Source organism: Pseudonocardia cypriaca (assembly GCF_006717045.1).
Classification (GTDB): Bacteria; Actinomycetota; Actinomycetes; order Mycobacteriales; family Pseudonocardiaceae; genus Pseudonocardia; species Pseudonocardia cypriaca.
In genome coordinates this window covers 1,292,979-1,310,888 of record NZ_VFPH01000002.1, presented here as the reverse complement: position 1 = coordinate 1,310,888, position 17,910 = coordinate 1,292,979, and the positions used below count along the sequence as shown (strand labels likewise).

Below are 17,910 nucleotides of genomic sequence, written 5' to 3'. Positions count from 1 at the left end.
CCGGATAACTCAACAGTTGATGAATATTGACTGGACGCCGCTGCGCCGCCTGCACGAGCGACTCGGCCTGCGTGAGGACGCAGCGCGCTTGCAGCCAGCAGGAATTCGCGGAGCGTGATCGGGTCTTTCCACGTGTGGCCGCTGGTAACAGGGCCCCGATGGGTGTCAACTGTTCGGATGCTCCCACCGGCTCCCCTCGAAATCGGCGCCCGTCCGCTCACCCCGCCGGACGTCGTCGCCGTCGCCAGGAACGACGTGCCCGTCACGCTCTCGGCCGAGGCGCTCGGGGAGATCGCGGCGAGCCGCAAGGTGGTCGAGGCGCTCGCCGACGACGCGGAACCGCACTACGGCGTCTCCACCGGTTTCGGAGCGCTCGCCGTCCGCCACATCCCCGTCGAGCGGCGGGTCCAGCTGCAGCGCAGCCTCGTGCGCTCCCACGCGGCCGGGAACGGTCCCGAGGTCGAGCGCGAGGTGATCCGCGCCCTCATGCTGCTGCGGCTCGCGACGCTCGCCACCGGCCGCACCGGGGTGCGCACCGAGACCGCCGTCGCCTACGCCGACATGATCTCCGCCGGCATCACGCCCGTGGTGCGCGAGTACGGCTCGCTCGGCTGCTCCGGCGACCTGGCCCCGCTCGCGCACTGTGCGCTCGCGTTGATGGGGGAGGGCGAGGTCCGCGACGCCGACGGGGTGCTGCGCCCGGCGTCCGAGGCGCTCGCCGCCGCCGGGATCGCACCCGTGGAGCTGGCCGAGAAGGAAGGGCTCGCGCTGATCAACGGCACGAGCGGGATGCTCGGCATGCTGCTGCTGGCCTCGGCGGACCTGCACCGGCTCTTCGCCACCCTCGACCTCGCCGCCGCGATGAGCGTCGAGGCGCTCCTGGGCACCGACGCCGTGTTCGCCGCCGACCTGCAGGCGCTGCGCCCGCATCCGGGTCAGGCCGACAGCGCGGCCAACCTGCGCGCGCTGCTGACGGGCTCGGCGATCATGGCGGGCCACCACGCCCACGCCACCACCCGCGTGCAGGACGCGTACTCGCTGCGCTGCGCCCCGCAGGTGCACGGGGCCGCCCGCGACACACTCGCCCACGCCGACGCGGTCGCCGGGCGGGAGCTGGCCGCCGCCGTCGACAACCCCGTCGTCACCGCGGACGGCCGGGTCGAGAGCAACGGCAACTTCCACGGCGCCCCGCTCGGCTACGTGCTCGACTTCCTCGCGATCGCGATCGCGGACGTCGCCTCGATCAGCGAGCGGCGCACCGACCGGTTCCTCGACGTCGCGCGCAACCACGGGCTGCCGCCGTTCCTGGCCGACGACCCGGGCGTCGACTCCGGCCACATGATCGCCCAGTACACGCAGGCGGGGATCGTGTCGGAGCTGAAGCGGCTGGCCGCGCCCGCGTCGGTCGACTCGATCCCGTCCAGCGCCATGCAGGAGGACCACGTCGCGATGGGCTGGGCGGCGGCCCGGAAGCTGCGCCGCGCCGTCGACGGGCTCACGAGGGTGGTCGCGATCGAGCTGCTCACCGCGGCCCGGGCCATCGACCTGCGGGCCCCGCTCGCCCCGGCCCCGGCCACCGGTGCTGCTCGCGACCGCCTGCGTGCGGTCGTCGCCGGCCCCGGTCCCGACCGCTGGCTCGCCCCGGAGATCGAGGAGGCGGTGCAGCTGGTGGCCTCGGGCGAGCTGCTGGCCGCCGCGGAGTCGGTGACCGGCCCCCTGCGCTGATCCTGGCCCGGCTCACAACCGGCGGAGCCGGACCGTCACCACCACCGCGGCCAGGGCGAGGAGCGCCGAGGCGCTCGCGGCGGCCGCTGCGAAGCCGGCGGTGAACGCGCTTTCGGCGGCGTCGCGGACCGCGGTGCCGAGCGGGCCCGGCAGCCCGTCGGCGACGGCGACGGCACCGCCGAGCGTCTCCGTGGCGGCCTCGGCGGCTCCGCGTGGGAGACCGGCGGGCAGCGCGTCGCGGGCCCAGCCCGCGTAGACCGCGGCGGCGATGCTGCCGAGGACGGCGATGCCGAGCGCACCGCCGAACTCGGCCCCCGCCTCGCCGAGCCCGGCCACCGACCCCGCCCGGTGGGCCGGCGCGGTGCCGACGATGAGGTCGATCGCGAGCGGTGTGACCATCCCCGTGCCGATCGTCACGACCGTGTAGCAGGCCATCACCGCGACCGGGGCGGTGTCCACCCCGACCCCGGTGAGCAGGAGGAACCCGGCGGCGGCGACGAGCAGGCCGGTCCCGGCGACGACGGCGGGGCGCACGGACCTGGCCAGCGCGGTGGTGAGCCCGATCCCGAGCATCGTGCCCGCGACCGCAGGCAGCTGCCAGAGCGCCGCCGTGAACGGGCGGAGGCCGAGGACGACCTGCAGGTACTGCACCACGAGGAAGCCGAGGCCCGCGCTCGCGACGACCATCACCACGTACGTGCCGAAAGCCGCGCTGAACTCGCTGCTGCGGAACAGCGTGACGTCGACGAGCGGGTCGGCCATCCGGGCCTGCCTGCGGACGAAGACCACGGCGACCGCGACCCCGACGGCGATCGCGAGCAGCGGGCCCGCGGCCGCGCCCGCGTGCACCAGCTCCTTCACCCCGTAGATCACCGGCAGCACGGCCGCGATCGACAGCAGTGCGCTGACCGGGTCGAACCCGGCGGGACGGGCGTCCCGCGACTCGGGCAGCAGGGCCGGGCCGATGAGCAGGAGCAGGGCCATGACCGGCACGTTGATCAGGAAGATCGCGCCCCACCAGAACCGCTCGAGCAGGAGCCCGCCGACGACGGGGCCCACGGCGAACCCGCCCGTGAACGCCGCCGTCCAGACCCCGATCGCGACCCGCCGCTGGGCGGCGTCGGCGAACATGCCGCGGAGCAGCGCGAGGGTGGACGGGGCGAGCGTCGCACCCGCGACGCCGAGCAGCGCCCTGGCCAGTACGAGCAGCTCGGCGGTCGGCGCGTAGGCGGCGAGCACCGACACGGCGCCGAACGCCGCGGCCCCGAGCAGCAGCAGCCTGCGCCGCCCGATGCGGTCGCCGAGCGCGCCCATCGTCAGCAGCAGGCCGGCCATGAGGAAGCCGTATACATCCATGATCCACAGCAGCTGCGGGCCGGTCGGGACGAGGTCGGCGGCGAGCCACGGAGCGGCCATGAACAGCACGGACAGGTCCATCGACGCCAGTAGCGCCGGGAGCGTGAGTACGGCAAGACCGGTCCATTCCCGGTTCCCGGCGCGGGTCATGGCGCGAATGGTACGAGCGTCAAGGACGACCGTCTAGGACGGATGTCAAGGACGTACGTCCGATAAGGTCGGCGCATGGGCAATCGGGAGGCGCTGCTGGCCGGGGCGAAGCGCTGCATCGCCGAGAAGGGGTTCGCGCACACCACGGCCCGCGACATCGTGGCCGCGTCCGGCACCAACCTCGCGTCGATCGGCTACCACTTCGGATCGAAGGACGCCCTGCTCGACGCCGCCATCCTCGACTGGTTCAACGACTGGGACGACGACGTCGAGGCGGCGCTGCGCGAGCAGCGCGACGGGGCGCCGACCGACCGGCTGGCGGCGTTCCTCGACGTCGTGATCGGCAACACCCGTACCGAGCGCGCGCTGGCCGCGGCCAGCTTGCAGTGGGTCGCGCAGATCGAGTTCTCCGACCGGGTCCGCGGGGAGCTCGCGGAGACCTACGCCCGCGCTCGGCGCGAGTTCGCCGCGATGCTGCTGGGCGTCGACGCGGACGAGGTCGACGACGACATCGCGCGCGCGGTGGGCTCGCTCGGCCTCGCGCTGGTCAACGGCGTGGTGCTGCAGGCGCTCATCGACCCCGAGCGGGCACCGTCCGGGCGCGATGTCGCCGCTGCAGTGCGCGCCCTGGCGTCAGTGAGCGGCCAGTGACCGCGAGATCACGAGCCGCTGGATCTGGTTGGTGCCCTCGAAGATCTGCATGACCTTGGCCTCGCGCATGTACCGCTCCACCGGGAAGTCGCGGGTGTAGCCGTAGCCCCCGAGGACCTGCACCGCGTCGGTGGTGACCTTCATCGCCGCGTCCGTGGCCACGAGCTTCGCCACGCTCGCCGCCCGGCGGCAGTCGCGGCCGGCGTCGCGGCGGCGGGCGGCGTCGAGGTAGGTGGCGCGGGCGGCGTCGACGGCGGCGGCCATGTCGGCGAGCAGGAAGCCGAGGCCCTGGTGGTCGACGATCTTGCGTCCGAACGCGGTGCGCTCGTTGGCGTATGCGGTGGCGGTGTCGAGCGCGGCCTGGGCGAGGCCGGTGGCGACCGCGGCGATGCCGAGGCGCCCGGAGTCGAGCGCGGCGAACGCGATCTGGAGGCCCTGGCCCTCGGCACCGATCAGGCGGTCGGCCTCCAGTACGGCGCCGTCCCAGTGCGCCGTGGTGGTGGGGATGGCGTGCAGGCCCATCTTCTCCTCCGGCCGGCCGAAGGAGAGCCCGTCGGCCTGCCCCGGTGCGAGGAAGCACGAGACGCCGCGCGGGCCCGGCGCCGTGCGGGCGAACAACGCGTAGCAGCCGGCCCGGCCGCCGTGGGTGATCCAGGCCTTGGTGCCGGTGATGCGGTAGCCCTCCGGGACCCGCTCGGCCTTGCAGGCGAGCGCTGCGGCGTCCGAGCCCGCCTGCGGCTCGGACAGGCTGTAGGCGCCGACCACCTCGCCGGCCAGCATGTCCGGCAGCCAACGTTCCTGCTGCTCCGGCGTGCCGAACGTCGTGAGCGGGTGGCACGCGAGCCCGTGCACGCTCACCGCGACGGCTACGGCAGCCCAGCGCGCCGCGAGCTCCTCGAGCACCTGGAGGTAGACCTCGTACGGCTGCGCCCCGCCGCCGTGTTCCTCCGCGTATGGCAGGCCCAGCAGGCCGGCGGCGCCGAGCGTGGCGAAGAGCCCTTCCGGATACGTCTCGGCCCGCTCGTGCTCGTCGACGCGCGGGGCGAGCTCCTTGTCGGCGATCTCGCGGGCGAGCGCGATCAGGTCGGCGGCTTCGGTGGTGGGCAGCAGGCGATCGACGGCCATGACCGCTCCTCGTATCGGTACTGCAAGAGGAACTCCAGTACCGGATAGGATAGCCGACATGGGCGTGATCCGGCGTGGCGCAGTTCGTCGGGAGCAGCTGTTCGACGCACTCGTGGAGCTGCTGCTCGCCGACGGTTTCGCGCACCTGACCGTCGACGACGTCGCCGCGCGCCTGCACTGCTCCAAGCGCACCCTCTACGCACTGGCGGGCAGCAAGGAGCAGCTGGTCCGCGCCGCCGTGGTGCACTTCTTCCGCGGCGCAACCGAGCGGGTCGAGGCCGCCGTCGCCGCCCGGGCCGACCCGGCCGAGCGGGTGGGCGCGTACCTGCGCGCCGTCGCCGAGGAGCTCGCACCCGCGTCCGCGCGGTTCTTCGACGACGTCGCCGCCTTCCCGCCCGCCGCCGAGGTGTACGAGCGCAACACGCACGCCGCGGCGGCCCGCGTGCAACAGCTCGTGGCCGACGGCGTCGCGTCCGGCGCGTTCCGCGACGTGCACACCGGCTTCGTCGCCGACGTCGTGACCGCGACGATGGTGCGGATCCAGCAGCGGCAGGTCGCCGCGTCCACCGGGCTGGACGACGCGGAGGCGTACGGCCGCCTCGCCGAGCTGTTGCTGCACGGCCTCGCCCGGCGCAGCCCGGCAGCCCACGCTCGCGATTGAATCTCCAGGGCGCCGCGTTCCGCGGAACGCGATCCGCGGATGGGCGTGCACATCATTTGGGGTCGGTGCACAGCGTTCCGCGGAACGCTCGGGCGGTGCCCGTCGTGGTGGGAACCGTTCCGGTGGGCGCGCCGTTCCCGGCTCGGGCCTCCCGGCCTCACCTGTCCGCCCCCGGCTGCTGGTGTGGTCGATCCGGTCGCCTCTCCCCGCACCTCGTTCGGTGGCCGGGTTGGCATCACTACCGAATCATGTGGTTGCTCTGGCGGCCGTCCCCGACTCGGGGGCACGGCGGTCCCGACGAGCGCTCGGCTTGGGTGCCACGCGACCTGCTGTGGTCCCGTTCCCACCCCCACCACCCCTGGCGACCTGCGGCGCGACGCCTGGCCGAGGCTGGTCGTGCCTGACCATGCGTGATCGGTTGGGGGTGAGGGTCGGGACCGGCTGCCTACCAGTCGCAGCCTTGCTGCGCCGATCGGGTGAAGCTCCGTCGGAGGGTGCGGCGCCCGAACGATGAAGGGTTGTGAGCAGCAGCGGGGAGGTTCGGCCGGTCGTCGGGGCCGCGCTGCTCGACCTGTACGACGAGGCGCTGCCGGAGGTCTACGGCTACCTGCTCGCGCGCTGCGGTAGCCGGCCGCTGGCCGAGGACCTCACGGCCGAGACGTTCCTCGCCGCCGTCGCCGCCGCACGCGGGCAGCCGCGGCCGCTGCCCACCATCGGCTGGCTGATCGGGATCGCGCGCCACAAGCTGGTCGACCACTGGCGGGCCGCGGAGCGCGAACAGCGCGGGCTGCGCGCCGTGGACGCCGAGCCGGACCCGGCCGACGACCCGTGGGACGAGCGGCTCGACGCGATGCTCGCCCGGCAGGTCCTCGAACGGCAGTCGGGCGTGCACCGCGCCGCGCTCACCCTCCGCTACCTCGACGGACTCCCGGTGCCGGAGGTCGCACGGGCGCTCGGCCGCACCGTCCACGCCACCGAGGCGGTGCTCACGCGGGCTCGCGCCGCGTTCCGTCGCAGCTACACCGCACTGGGGGAGGGAGGGCCGCGATGACCGACCCGTTCGACGCCCTGCGCACGCCGTCCACTCCCGTCGCACCGGACCCCGGCTTCGCCCGCGCGCTGCGTGCCCGCATCGAGCGCGCGCTGCTCGCCGACGACGTGGTGCGCGGCCCGTCGGGCCCGCTCCCCGGGCAGATCACCTACGCGGCCGTCCTGACGCGGGACATCGGGCGGGCAGCGCGGTTCTACGGGCGCGTGCTCGGCTGGACGACGACCCCGAGCCCCGACCGGGACGGCCGCCCGACGCGCCAGGTCCGCGGCCTCGCCCTGCCCCTCGGTCTCCGCGTCACCGACCGGGACCCGACGCTGGCGCCGTACTACGCGGTGCCGGACGTCGACGCGGCGGTCGCGCTGGTGCGCGCCGCAGGCGGAACCGCTGCCGGGCCGGCCGACCGGTCCTACGGGCGCACCGCCGACTGCGTCGACGACCAGGGGCTGGCGTTCACCCTCGTCGCGCGGACCGGCCGCGCCCCCGAGCAGTCCGCCGGTCCCGGCGAGCTCGACTACGTGCTGCTGCGGCTGCCGGACACCACCCGGGCCCGCGCGTTCTACGGCACCGTCCTCGGCTGGCGTTTCCGGCCCGGTGCCGGACCGGGCTACTGGCACCCGGAGCCGCCGGGCGGCCCGGCCACCCCGGCCTTCGGGCTGGAGGGCGGCACCACCGGTGCGGTCGCCGTGCCCTGGTTCCGGGTGCCGGACCTGGACACCGCGCTCGCCGCGGTGGAGGGATCCGGCGGCCGCCCGGTCGGGTCGGTGCGCCACCAGCGCGGTGGCCCCCGGATCGAGTGCGCCGACGACCAGGGCGCCCGGTTCGGCCTCGCGCAGCTCTGACCCACCACTCGAAAGGTTCGTCGTGCGCTCCTCGTTGTTCGTGCGGCTGCTGCCGCTCTCACTCGCCCTGTTCGCCGTCGGTACGGACGGGTTCGTCATCGCGGGCCTGCTTCCCGCGATCGCGCGGGACCTCGCGGTGGGCATCCCGGCCGCCGGTCAGCTCGTCACCGCATTCGCACTCGCGTTCGCGGTGTCGGCGCCGGTGCTGGGCGCCGCGACCAGCTCGCTCGACCGGCGGACCACGATGCTCATCGGGCTGGCCGGGTTCTCCGTCGGGAACGCCCTCACCGCGCTCGGGCCGTCCTACCCGGTCGTGCTCGGTGCCCGCGTCTTCACGGCGCTCGGCGCGGGCCTGATCGGTGCCGCGGCGTTCAGCACGGCCGCCGCGATCGCGCCACCGGAGCGCCAGGGCCGCGCACTCGCCACCGTGATGGGCGGGCTGAGCATCTCCATGGCGCTCGGGCTGCCGGCCGGCACGCTGATCGGCGCGACCGACTGGCGCGTGACGCTGTGGGTGGTCACCGCGATCGGACTCGTCGCCGCGGCGGGCGTGGCGTTCGGGGTGCCGGCGGTCTCGTTGCCCAGCACCTCGTTGCGCGCCCGCCTGCGCCCGCTGCGCGAACCGGCGGTGCTGGGCATGCTCGCGGTCACGCTGCTCGCGCTCGCCGGCACCCACGTGCTCTACACCTACATCGGCCCCGCGCTCGAGGGCGCCACCGGCGGGTCCGGTACGGCCCTCACCGTCGTCCTGTTCGCGTGGGGGATCGGCAACGTCGCGGGCAACGCGCTCGGCGGCGCGCTGTCGGACCGCTACGCGCCGAGGCGCGTTGTGCTCGCCGGGCTCGTCGCCGCCGCGCTCGTGCTCGCGGTCGCCCCGGTGGCCGTCGGCGGGTTCGTGACCGCGGTCGTCTGGGCCGTCGGGTGGGGCGTGTTCGTCTCGATGCCGATCGTCCCGCAGCAGCACCGGCTGGTCGCCCACGCGCCGGACGCCACGCCCGTGCTGCTCGGGCTGAACAACTCGGCGATCTACGCGGGCGTGGCCGCCGGTGGTGCGCTCGGCGGGATCCTGCAGCAGGCGGTGCCGGTCACCCTCCTCGGCATCGCCGGGGCGGTGCTCAGCGCCATCGGCGCGGCGCTCACGCAGGCGACGGGCGTACGGCGGGGGCGACCACCAGCTCGGACCGCGGGTCGTGGGGGACATCGGGGGCACCGGACACGATGAGCCCGGCCCGCTCCCACGGCCGCTGCTCCGCCTGGAACGGGTCCTCGGCCGCCTGCCACTCGGCCCAGACGTCCGCCGCATCGGCGCCGTCGCGGAGGAGCCCGCGGCGGCGGGCCTCGTCCTCGTCGGTCTGCACCCACAGCAGGGCGTCGAAGTACCGGGTGAGCTCGCGGCGCCCGATGCCCACGCCTTCGACGACCACGAGGGGGCTCGCCGCGGACGCGGTGATCGCGCCGTCGCGGCCCCGCTCGTCCCAGGCCGGTGGGCGGTAGGCGACGTCCTCCCCGGCGTGCAGGGGAGCGAGGATCCCGTCGCGCATGAGGTCGGCCCAGTCGAAGAACGCGTGGTACCAGGCGACGTCGTCGGTGTGCAGCACGGTGGCGCCCGGGACAGCGGCCGCGAGCCGGCGCGCGACAGTGGTCTTGCCGCCGCCGGAACGCCCGTCGACGGCCAGGATGCGTGGTCGTCGCAGCTGGGCGAGGACCTCGGTCACGGGAACCGCGCGCCACGGGCCGGCCGCGGGCTCGCCTGCGTACAGCCGGGTCACACCAGGAAGCGGTACGCCGTGGTGCCCGGCGCCACGTGCTGGATCTTGAGCGGGCTGGCCTCCATGCGCTTCCACAGCGGCTCGTAGCCGTCGCGGTGCGCCAGCTCGATCCCGACGAGCGCGGCGCCGGTCTCGCGGTTGTCGCGCTTGACGTACTCGAACAGCACGATGTCGTCGTCCTGGCCGAGCACCTCGTCGAGGAACCGGCGGAGCGCGCCCGGCTCCTGCGGGAACTCCACGAGGAAGTAGTGCTTGAGCCCGCGGTGCACGAGCGAGCGCTCGACCACCTCGGCGTAGCGGCTCACGTCGTTGTTGCCCCCCGAGAGCAGGCAGACGACGGTGGCGCCGGGCGGGAGGTCGAGCTCGTCGAGCGCCGCGGCGGCGAGGGCGCCCGCGGGCTCGGCGATGATCCCGTCGACCTGGTAGAGGTCGAGCATCTCGGTGCAGACGCGCCCCTCGGCCACCGTCGTCAGCTCGGCGCCGCAGCCGCGGACGAGGGGGAAGCTCACGTCGCCGACGCGGCGCACCGCGGCGCCGTCGACGAACGTGTCCAGCTCGGGAAGCGTCACCGGCTCCCCGGCGGCGAGGGCGGCCGTCATGCTCGCCGCGCCCGCCGGCTCCACGCCGACGACCCGGACCTGCGGGTACCGCGCCGCGAGGTAACCGCCGACGCCTGCGAGCAGGCCGCCCCCGCCCACCGGCACCACGACGACGTCGGGTGCCCCGTCCAGCTGGGCCACGATCTCCGCGGCCACCGTGCCCTGTCCGGCGATCGTGCGCAGGTCGTCGAACGCCGGGACGACGGTGGCGCCGGTGCGGGCCGCGTGCTCGGCGGCAGCAGCGGCGGCCTCGTCGTAGGTGTCGCCACCGACCACCAGCTCCACGGCGTCCCCGCCGAGCGCGATGATCCGCTCCCGCTTCTGCCGCGGCGTCGTGCTCGGCACGTGCACCCGGCCGCGGATCCCCAGCCGGCGGCAGGCGTAGGCGACGCCCTGGCCGTGGTTGCCCGCGCTCGCGCACACCGCGCCGGCCGCCCGCTCCTGCGCGCCCAGCTGAGCGAGGAGGTTGTAGGCGCCGCGCAGCTTGTACGAGCGCCCGACCTGCAGGTCCTCCCGCTTCAGCCACACCTGAGCAGTGGTGGAGAGCCGCTCGTTGAGCTGCAGCGGGGTGGGGAGGGCGACGCCTTCGAGCCGTGCGGCGGCGGCGCCGACGGCGTCGGCGAGGGGGTGGGGGACCACCTCCAGATCCTCCACCCGGCACGCGGCGTCGCCCGATCCGGGCCCGGCTCAGACGATCGGGGCCGTCCGCGGGCGCAGTTCGAAGCCCGCAGCCCGGTAGCAGTCGTCGAGCAGCTCAGCGGTGGCCACGGCGTCGTCGCCGCCGGTGGGCACGGGCGCCCCGTCCCGGACGGCCGCCGCGAACGCCTCCAGCTGGTAGGCGTACGACGGGCGCATGCCCGGCCGTTCCTCCCGCTCGACGCCGCCCGTGGTGATCCGGATCCGGTCGTCGCGGTGGGGGAGCACGAAGTTCGCGGCGTGCACCTCTCCCGAGTCGCCGACGAGCCGGGCCGTCATGCGCACCTCGTCGGCCGCCATCGAGCTGTGCAACACCCCGGTGGCCCCGCCGGGGAACGCGAACTCGGCGCGCACCCACTCGTCCACGCCCGGGTGCCCGGCGCGTTCGCGGCCCTCGGCGCCGGTCACCCGCGGTTCGCCGCCCGCGAACTCGCCCAGCATCCGGTGCAGGTGGACGCCGTAGCAGCCGACGTCCATCAGCCCGCCGCCTGCGAGCGGGAGCGACCAGCGCAGGTCGCCGTCGGGCGGCGGAGGGATCTCCATGTGCACCTCGACGTGGCGCAGCTCGCCGATCTCGCCGGAGCGCACCACGTCGAGCAGCCGCTGGGCCACCGGGTGGTACAGGTAGTGGAAGGCCTCCATGAACACCACGCCCGCCGCCGCGGCCGCGTCGCGCACCTCGCGGGCCTCACCCGCGTCGCTCGCCGACGGCTTCTCGGTGAGCACGTGCTTGCCGGCTGCGATCGCCGCGAGGTTCCACGGGCCGTGCAGGCCGTTGGCGAGCGGGTTGTAGATCGCCTCGACCTCGGGGTCGGCGAGCACGTCGGCGTAGGAGCCGAGCACCCGCTCCACGCCGTGCTCGGCGGCGAACGCGTCGGCCCGGCCGCGGTCGCGCGCCGCGACGGCGACCAGCCGGGCCCCGGTGAGCTGGGCTGGGGCGACGATGGCGTTGACGGCGATGCGTGCAGCGCCGAGGACTCCGATCCGAAGGGGTTCCACGGGGAAGATCCTCCCCAGCTGACCCCCGATGCCGCTAGTGGATGTGAGCGCGCCAGTCCGCCGGGACCCGCTCCGCGGGCCCTGGCACCGACTGATCCACCGGGCGGTGCTGCGGTTCCGGCAGCTCGGGGCCGTCCAGCATCGTGTCGGTGCGGTAGTCCCAGTACCAGCTCTCGCCCGGCTCGAAGCTGCGCACGAGCGGGTGGCCGGTGGCGTGGAAGTGCGCGGTGGCGTGCTGGGCGGGGGAGGTGTCGCAGCAGCCGACGTGGCCGCACTGGGCGCACCTGCGCAGGTGCACCCACCAGCCGCCCAGCTCGTCGCACTCGGTGCAGCCCGCGCCGCTCGGCGCAACCGTGGGGTCGATCCCGTCCGTCATGACTCCATCATCGCGCCCGCGCGGTGACCGTGCGCCACCCGGCGAACGCCAGCGCGAGCAGCAGCACGGCGGCGAACGCGTACAGCGCGACCGTCACCGGGAGGCTCTGGGCGGCGAACCCCAGTCCGAGGACCGGCACGGTGAGCCCGACGTACGCGGACAGGAAGAGCGCGGCAACCGACTCGCCGCGCCGGTTTTCCGCCGCCGTGGCGAGCACGGTGGACATGCTGCCCTTGAACGTGATGCCCGCGCCTGCGCCTGCGAGGGCACCACCTGCGAGGAACAGCGCGAGCACGGCCAGGTGCACCGCGAGGACGAGGACGACCACGCCGACAGCCATGACCGCGAGGCCGGTGACCAGCTGCCGGTGCGCGGCGACCCGGTGCAGCGGGATCTGGGCCGCGGCCGCCGAGCCGAACACCAGCAGCGCGGCGAGGCCGGCCATGACGCGGCTGCCGCTGTCGAACAGCGTGGTCAGCACGAGGGGGGCCAGCGAGGTGAACAGGCCGAAGACCGCGAACGCCACGACAGAGGCGGTAGCGGCACCGACGAACGTGCTCCGGTGCTCGGGCGCCACGCCGGTGCGCTGCGGGCGGTAGGCCGGCATCGGGTCGGGCCGCTCAACCGTCTCGGGGACGACCGCGAGCGCGGCCAGCCCGATGGCGAGCAGCACCACCGACACCACGTACGGGACGCGCAGCGGCGAGCTCGTGAGCTCGGCGAGCAGGCCCGAGACCAACGGGCCGAGGCCGAGGCCGCCCAGGTTGGCCGCGGTGGCCACCACCTCGGCACGCCGGAGGCCCTGGCCGGGACGCGCGCGGCCGTCGAGGTCGGCGAGGTGGGCGGTGGCGGTCGCGGTGATGAGGCCCACGCTCACCCCGGAGAGCAGCCTGCCGGCGAGGAGCGCGGGCAGTGCGGTCGAGAGGGCGAAGGTCGCGCTGGAGACGATGCCGACCAGCAGGCCGAGCACGAGCATCCGCCTGCGGCCGACCCAGTCCGAGATGTGCCCGCCGAGGAACAGCGCGGCGAGCACGCCGACCGCGTACGTCGCGAACACCACGGTGACCATCAGCGCGCCGAAGCCGTCCTCGCGCTGGTAGAGCGGGTACAGCGGGGTCGGCAGCGTCGACGAGGCCATCGTGACCGTGAACAGGTAGGCGATCAGCCAGAAGCCGCGGCCGTGACGGCGGCTCGCGGGAGGCGCCGGTGGCGGGGCGTACGAGGTCTGCACCCATCTTCCAACCTGGTCCGACTACCTCGGCTTCCCCTGCCGGCGCGATCGTTGGCGATCGCAGTCATCTCCATCGAAGATGGGTGTCGTGGAGCTCCGGCAGATGCAGGTGGTCGTCGCGGTGGCCGAGGCAGGGGGGTTCTCGGCTGCCGGCAGGCGGCTGCGGCTGGTGCAGTCGGCGGTCTCGGCCACGGTCCGCGCGGTCGAGCGGGAGCTCGGCGCTCCGCTGTTCGACCGCACCACCCACCGCGTGGTGCCGACCGCGGCCGGAGAGGCGTTCGTGGCCGCGGCGCGGATGGCCCTGTCCGCCGTCGACCAGGTGCACACCGCCGTCGACGCGGCACGGGGTGTGCTGCGCGGCCAGGTCACGCTGGGCGTCATGCAGGGCCTGCTGGGCGGGCTGCCCCGCGCGATCGGCGCGATGCGCCGCGCGCATCCCGGGGTGGTGGTGCGGCTGCGCCAGGCACCCGCCGACGAGATCGTCGACGCGGTCCGGGAGGGAACGATCGACCTGGCCGTCGTCGCGCTGACCGGACGGCGGCGCGGGCTGGTGAGCGTCGAGCTGGTGCGGGACCGCATGGTCGCGCTCGTGGGCCCGAGCTCGAACCTGCCGGACACCGCCGTGAGCCTGTCGGAGCTGGCGCGCAACCCCTTCGTCGACTTCGTGCCCGGCTGGGCGGTGCGGCAGGCGGTCGACCGCGCCTTCCGCGCCGCGGGGGTGGAGCGGGCCGCCGTGTTCGAGACGAACGACATCCTCACCGCGGCCGAGCTGGTCCGGGCGGATCTCGGCGTGACGATCGTCCCGTCCGCACTCGCCGCCGGGTTCCCGGACCTGCCCACGGTCGCCATCGCCCGGCACGCACCCACCTGGACCGCCGGCGTCGTGCACCGCCGGGACCGGCTCGTGCCGGCCGCAACGGCGCTCCTCGAGCACCTCGAGGGGTGGGGCGGGCGGGCCCCTTAGCGGCCCGCGGCGTACCCCTGGGCGCCGCGCGGGTTGGCCGCGGCGGTGAGCACGCCGGTCTCCGGGTCGCGCCCGACGCTGGAGAGTCGCCCGAGCTCCCAGTCGCCGGCCCGCGTGACCGCGTGCCCGCGCCGCTCCAGGTCGCCGATCACGTCGTCGCCGAGGCGGTCCTCGACCACCGCGCCACCCGGCGTCCACGTGCGCGGCCAGAAGGACCCGGGCATCGAGGTGGTGTGCAGGGCGGGGGCGTCGATGGCCTGCTGCGGCGAGTACCCGCCGACGAGCGTGCGGAGCAGGTAGAGCAGCTGCCACTGGTCCTGCTGGTCACCGCCGGGGGAGCCCAGCGCGCCCGCCGGCTTCCCGTCGCGCAGCAGCAGCGTCGGGGTGAGCGTGGTGCGCGGGCGCTCGCCGGGCCTGAGCGTGGACGGCGCGCCCTCCTCCAGCCACGTCATCTGCAGCCGGGAGCCGAGGCAGAAGCCCAGCTCCGGGATCGTGGGCGAGGACTGCAGCCAGCCCCCGGACGGCGTGACGGCGACGATGTTCCCCCACCGGTCGACGACGTCGACGTGGCAGGTGTCGCCGCGGGTCTCCCCGGACAGCACGACGGTGGGCTCTCCGACGCCCGCCGCGGCGCCCTCCGCCGGTTCCGTGACGAGCGGGGGCAGGAACGGCTCCTGCCCGCCGGGACGGCCCGGCCGGAACTCGTGCGAGGCGTCCTTGCCGATCAGCTCCCGGCGCTCCCGCGCGTACTCGGGTGAGAGCAGCGCATCCAGCACGCCGTCGGGGATCCCGTCGCCGTAGTGGGCGTCGCGGTCGGCGAGGGCGAGCTTGAGCGCTTCCAGGACGTGGTGGGCGCCCTCTGCGGTGGACGGGTCGAGGGCCTCGTCGGGCAGCCCGTCGAGGATCAGAAGGGCCTGCAGCAGGACGGGGCCCTGGCCCCACGCGCCGGTCTTGGCGATCGTCGTTCCGCGGAACTCGGCCGTGACGGCGGGCTCGAACGACGCGGAGAACGCCGCGAAGTCGGCCACGTCGATCACGGCCGCGTGGTCGGTGCCGGACGAGTGCCGGTGCGGGGTGCGCAGGAACTCGGTGGCCTCCCTGGCGACGAGCCCCTCCTTCCACTCCCGCCGGGCCGCCTCGATCCGCCCCCGCCGGTCGGAGGAGCCCGAGCCGGCCTCCAGGAGCCGTTCCAGGGTGCGGGCGTAGGCCGGGAGGCGGACGATCTCGCCCGCGCGCGGCGGCCGCCCGTTCGGCATCCAGAGCTGCGCCGACGTCGGCCAGTGCTCGGTGAACAGCTGCGCGACGGTCTCGATCGTGCTGCCCACCCGCCCGACGAGGGGGTGGCCGTCGCGGGCGTAGCCGATCGCGTAGGCGAGGACGTCCGCGAGCTCCCAGGTGCCGTGCTCGGCGAGCAGCAGGAGCCACGCGTCCACCGAGCCGGGCACCGCGGTGGCGAGCCCGCCCGCGCCCGGCACCAGGTCGAGGCCCTCACCGCGGTAGTGCGCGATCGTCGCGCCCGCCGGAGCCGGGCCCTGGCCCATGAGGACCTGCGGGTTCGGGTCGGACGCCGTCGCGAACACCCCGGTCAGGTCGCCGCCCGGGCCGTTGAGGTGCGGCTCGACGACGTGCAGCACGAACCCGGCCGCCGTCGCCGCGTCGAAGGCGTTGCCGCCGCGCTCCAGCACGGACTGCGCGGTGGCGGTGGCGAGCCAGTGCGTGGTTGCGGACATCCCGAAGGTGCCCTGCAGCGTGGGACGGGTGGTGAAGGCGGCGGGCGGGACGAAGGGCACGAGGATCCTTCCGGCACATCTCCGGAGGTCCGGAGATCAGACGTATACAAGGCGACGGTATGCAGCAATTCGCGCCGGAGTTAAGACCAGTGTGAGCATGACCGCACGGCACGCTGCCGGTCGGCCTATGGGCGTGGCGCCGTGCGCTGCACCGGCGGGCGCTCGTCCAGCAGCCCGGCGCGGCCGGCGAGCGCGGCCGCCTCGGTCCGGTTCGCCACGCCGAGGGTGCGCAGCAGGCCCGCCGTGAGCCGCTTCACGGTGCGCTCCGAGACGTGCAGGGCCCGTGCGATCTGGGCGGTGCTGGCGCCTCCCGCGATGAGGCTCCACAGGTGCCGTTCCTTGCCGGTGAGCTGCGGTCCGGTCGGCGGGGCCTGCGGCCGGGTCGCGGCACCGGCGGCGGCGAGCAGCGACGGGACCAGCCCGGCGGGGGCGCGGGTCCGCACCAGCACGCCGCTCGCGCCTGCGCCGAGGAACTCGAGGGCGCCCTGGAAGGCCGGGACGTTCCTGGCGAGCGCGAGGATCGGCAGGCGCGGCTGCACCTGGCGCATGGCGGCGAGTGCGGCGAGCGGGCCGGGCGGGTCGAGCTCGAGGTCGACGAGTGCGATGTCGGGCTGGTGGCGCCGCACCAGCATCCCGGCGGAGTCGGCGCGGTCGGTGCCCGCCACGACACGCACCCCGCCGTCGCTGGCCGCCGGCAGCGCCTCTTCGAGGCCGCGGCGGAACATCGGCTGTCGATCGACGATCAGCACGCGGACGACCATGCTGTCGGGATTCCCGCCAACCGCCGGTCCTACCGGGAGGCCGACCGATCGGAGGATGGAGCGCGTCCGCTCGTGGTACCGATCCGCAGCGCGACCGGCAGCATGATGCTCACCGGTTCGGCGCCGTCCACGAGATCCATCGCGGCCCTGGCCGCCGCCCGGCCCTTCTCCTCGCTCGGCTGGACCACCGTCGTGAGCCGGGTCGGGGCGAGCCAGTGCAGCTCCGCGCCGTCGAAGCCGCCGACGGACAGGTCGTCCGGCACCCGCAGCCCCAGCTCGGCCGAGCCCTGCAGCACGCCGGCGGCGAGCACGTCGCTCTGGGCGATGATCGCGGTCGGCCGGCGGTCGGCGGGCACGTCGAGCAGGATGCGCGCGGCGGCGGCGCCCTCGTCCACGGCGTTGCTCGAGGTCTCGTAGATCGGGACCGGTCCGAAGACGTCCTCCACGCCCTCGATGCGGTGCCGCACGTCGCGGTAGTGCGACCGCGCGCGCCGCTGCGGGGTGACCGGGCCCTGGGTGCCGTCGAGTCGCAGCGGCATCGCGATGATCTCCACCCGGCGGTGGCCGAGGTCGTACAGGTGCTGCGCGAGCTCGCGGGTGCCGCGGCGGTCGTCGATGTCGACCATCGCTACGCCGTCGACGGCCGGGCCCTCCACCGCCACTATCGGCACGCCGCGGGCCCGCAGCAGCTCCAGCGCCGGGTCGTCCTCGAGCCCGCACGTGGCGAAGATGGCCGCGTCGAGCGGGATGCGCGCGATCTGGTTGGTGGAGGGGCGCCCGACGTCGCCTGCGAGCAGGAGCAGTCCCACGTCGTGCGAGCTGAGCACCTCGCTGATGCCGTCGAGCAGCTGGAGCGCCACCGGGTCGCGGAAGGCGTAGAGCAGCCGCTCGCCGATGAACGCGCCCACGACGCCGCTGCGGCCGCGGCGCAGCGAGGCCGCGATGGGGTCGGGGCCCCCGTAGCCGAGCTCGGCGGCCGCCGCGAGCACGCGTTCGCGGGTGGCGGGGGCGACGCGGGGGCTGTCGGCGAACGCGAGCGACGCGGTCGACGGGGACACGCCGGCGTGCGCCGCGACGGCGGCGAGCGTCGGGCGGGTGGACACGCCCGGAACGGTAGCGGCACGGCGGTGCCAGGTTGAGCCCGCCGCCCGTGTCACGTAGCCTGGT

General features: G+C 75.0%; 17 protein-coding genes. 7 read left to right on the top strand and 10 right to left on the bottom strand.

All coding sequences use genetic code 11. The features are described from left to right. The first annotated feature begins 177 nt into the window (after positions 1-177). On the top strand, positions 178-1,725 hold the full coding sequence (hutH, locus tag FB388_RS23825) for a histidine ammonia-lyase (protein ID WP_142104411.1): 1,548 nt from the start codon (positions 178-180) through the stop codon (positions 1,723-1,725). A gap of 12 nt (positions 1,726-1,737) precedes the next feature. On the opposite strand, the gene FB388_RS23820 is transcribed toward hutH, so the two are convergent. Next, a complete protein-coding gene (locus FB388_RS23820) occupies positions 1,738-3,231 on the bottom strand; it encodes an MFS transporter (protein ID WP_142104410.1) in 1,494 nt (497 codons plus the stop codon). 75 nt (positions 3,232-3,306) lie between these two features. On the opposite strand from FB388_RS23820, the gene FB388_RS23815 reads away from it, so the two are divergent. Next, complete coding sequence (locus tag FB388_RS23815) at positions 3,307-3,882, top strand: TetR/AcrR family transcriptional regulator (RefSeq protein WP_142104409.1); 576 nt, start codon at positions 3,307-3,309, stop codon at positions 3,880-3,882. Here the strand turns inward: FB388_RS23815 and FB388_RS23810 are convergent. After that, entirely contained in the window at positions 3,865-5,007 is a 1,143-nt protein-coding gene (locus FB388_RS23810; protein ID WP_142104408.1) for an acyl-CoA dehydrogenase family protein, read from the bottom strand. The genes FB388_RS23815 and FB388_RS23810 overlap by 18 nt on opposite strands. Before the next feature lie 58 nt (positions 5,008-5,065). Here FB388_RS23810 and FB388_RS23805 point away from each other — a divergent pair, with 58 nt between their 5' ends. From FB388_RS23805 to FB388_RS23790, 4 genes are all read left to right on the top strand, one after another. Next, entirely contained in the window at positions 5,066-5,668 is a 603-nt protein-coding gene (locus FB388_RS23805; RefSeq protein WP_142104407.1) for a TetR/AcrR family transcriptional regulator, read from the top strand. 520 nt (positions 5,669-6,188) lie between these two features. Next, positions 6,189-6,719, top strand: a complete 531-nt coding sequence (locus tag FB388_RS23800) for an RNA polymerase sigma factor (RefSeq protein ID WP_142104406.1) — start codon at positions 6,189-6,191, stop codon at positions 6,717-6,719. Continuing rightward, positions 6,716-7,558 (top strand): VOC family protein, encoded by an 843-nt coding sequence (locus FB388_RS23795; RefSeq protein ID WP_142104405.1) that lies wholly within the window; start codon positions 6,716-6,718, stop codon positions 7,556-7,558. The genes FB388_RS23800 and FB388_RS23795 overlap by 4 nt, the downstream gene beginning before the upstream one ends. Positions 7,559-7,580: 22 nt before the next feature. Then, positions 7,581-8,780 (top strand): MFS transporter, encoded by a 1,200-nt coding sequence (locus FB388_RS23790; RefSeq protein ID WP_211362192.1) that lies wholly within the window; start codon positions 7,581-7,583, stop codon positions 8,778-8,780. Here FB388_RS23790 and FB388_RS23785 read toward each other — a convergent pair. Genes FB388_RS23785 through FB388_RS23765 form a run of 5 tightly spaced genes read right to left on the bottom strand, consistent with a single transcriptional unit; the run spans position 8,695 to position 13,228 of the window. After that, on the bottom strand, positions 8,695-9,327 hold the full coding sequence (locus FB388_RS23785) for a uridine kinase family protein (RefSeq protein WP_211362191.1): 633 nt from the start codon (positions 9,325-9,327) through the stop codon (positions 8,695-8,697). The two genes, FB388_RS23790 and FB388_RS23785, sit on opposite strands and share 86 nt — an antisense overlap. Further along, positions 9,324-10,571, bottom strand: a complete 1,248-nt coding sequence (gene ilvA / locus FB388_RS23780) for a threonine ammonia-lyase IlvA (RefSeq protein WP_425468588.1) — start codon at positions 10,569-10,571, stop codon at positions 9,324-9,326. The genes FB388_RS23785 and ilvA overlap by 4 nt, the downstream gene beginning before the upstream one ends. A gap of 42 nt (positions 10,572-10,613) precedes the next feature. Further along, complete coding sequence (locus FB388_RS23775; protein WP_211362190.1) at positions 10,614-11,621, bottom strand: Gfo/Idh/MocA family protein; 1,008 nt, start codon at positions 11,619-11,621, stop codon at positions 10,614-10,616. A 34-nt stretch (positions 11,622-11,655) separates the two neighbouring features. Beyond that, positions 11,656-11,997 (bottom strand): UBP-type zinc finger domain-containing protein, encoded by a 342-nt coding sequence (locus tag FB388_RS23770; RefSeq protein ID WP_142104403.1) that lies wholly within the window; start codon positions 11,995-11,997, stop codon positions 11,656-11,658. 7 nt (positions 11,998-12,004) lie between these two features. Next, positions 12,005-13,228, bottom strand: coding sequence for an MFS transporter (locus tag FB388_RS23765; protein WP_211362189.1), 1,224 nt, complete (start codon positions 13,226-13,228; stop codon positions 12,005-12,007). 88 nt (positions 13,229-13,316) lie between these two features. Between FB388_RS23765 and FB388_RS23760 the strand changes: the two genes are divergently transcribed. Next, complete coding sequence (locus tag FB388_RS23760; protein WP_142104402.1) at positions 13,317-14,192, top strand: LysR family transcriptional regulator; 876 nt, start codon at positions 13,317-13,319, stop codon at positions 14,190-14,192. On the opposite strand, the gene FB388_RS23755 is transcribed toward FB388_RS23760, so the two are convergent. The 3 genes from FB388_RS23755 to FB388_RS23745 all read right to left on the bottom strand — a co-directional run bounded on the left by FB388_RS23755 (position 14,189) and on the right by FB388_RS23745 (position 17,846). Next, positions 14,189-15,922, bottom strand: a complete 1,734-nt coding sequence (locus FB388_RS23755) for a gamma-glutamyltransferase family protein (RefSeq protein WP_211362336.1) — start codon at positions 15,920-15,922, stop codon at positions 14,189-14,191. The genes FB388_RS23760 and FB388_RS23755 overlap by 4 nt on opposite strands. A gap of 185 nt (positions 15,923-16,107) precedes the next feature. Then, positions 16,108-16,731, bottom strand: a complete 624-nt coding sequence (locus tag FB388_RS23750; RefSeq protein ID WP_211362188.1) for a response regulator transcription factor — start codon at positions 16,729-16,731, stop codon at positions 16,108-16,110. 41 nt (positions 16,732-16,772) lie between these two features. Then, a complete protein-coding gene (locus FB388_RS23745; protein WP_246122335.1) occupies positions 16,773-17,846 on the bottom strand; it encodes a LacI family DNA-binding transcriptional regulator in 1,074 nt (357 codons plus the stop codon). Positions 17,847-17,910 lie beyond the last annotated feature (64 nt).

Excerpts from the sequence above, each read along its gene's own strand:
- hutH (WP_142104411.1), top strand. The coding sequence starts at position 178 with ATGCTCCCACCGGCTCCCCTCGAAATCGGCGCCCGTCCGCTCACCCCG.
- FB388_RS23820 (WP_142104410.1), bottom strand. The coding sequence starts at position 3,231 with ATGACCCGCGCCGGGAACCGGGAATGGACCGGTCTTGCCGTACTCACG.
- FB388_RS23815 (WP_142104409.1), top strand. The coding sequence starts at position 3,307 with ATGGGCAATCGGGAGGCGCTGCTGGCCGGGGCGAAGCGCTGCATCGCC.
- FB388_RS23810 (WP_142104408.1), bottom strand. The coding sequence starts at position 5,007 with ATGGCCGTCGATCGCCTGCTGCCCACCACCGAAGCCGCCGACCTGATC.
- FB388_RS23805 (WP_142104407.1), top strand. The coding sequence starts at position 5,066 with ATGGGCGTGATCCGGCGTGGCGCAGTTCGTCGGGAGCAGCTGTTCGAC.
- FB388_RS23795 (WP_142104405.1), top strand. The coding sequence starts at position 6,716 with ATGACCGACCCGTTCGACGCCCTGCGCACGCCGTCCACTCCCGTCGCA.
- FB388_RS23770 (WP_142104403.1), bottom strand. The coding sequence starts at position 11,997 with ATGACGGACGGGATCGACCCCACGGTTGCGCCGAGCGGCGCGGGCTGC.
- FB388_RS23755 (WP_211362336.1), bottom strand. The coding sequence starts at position 15,922 with ATGTCCGCAACCACGCACTGGCTCGCCACCGCCACCGCGCAGTCCGTG.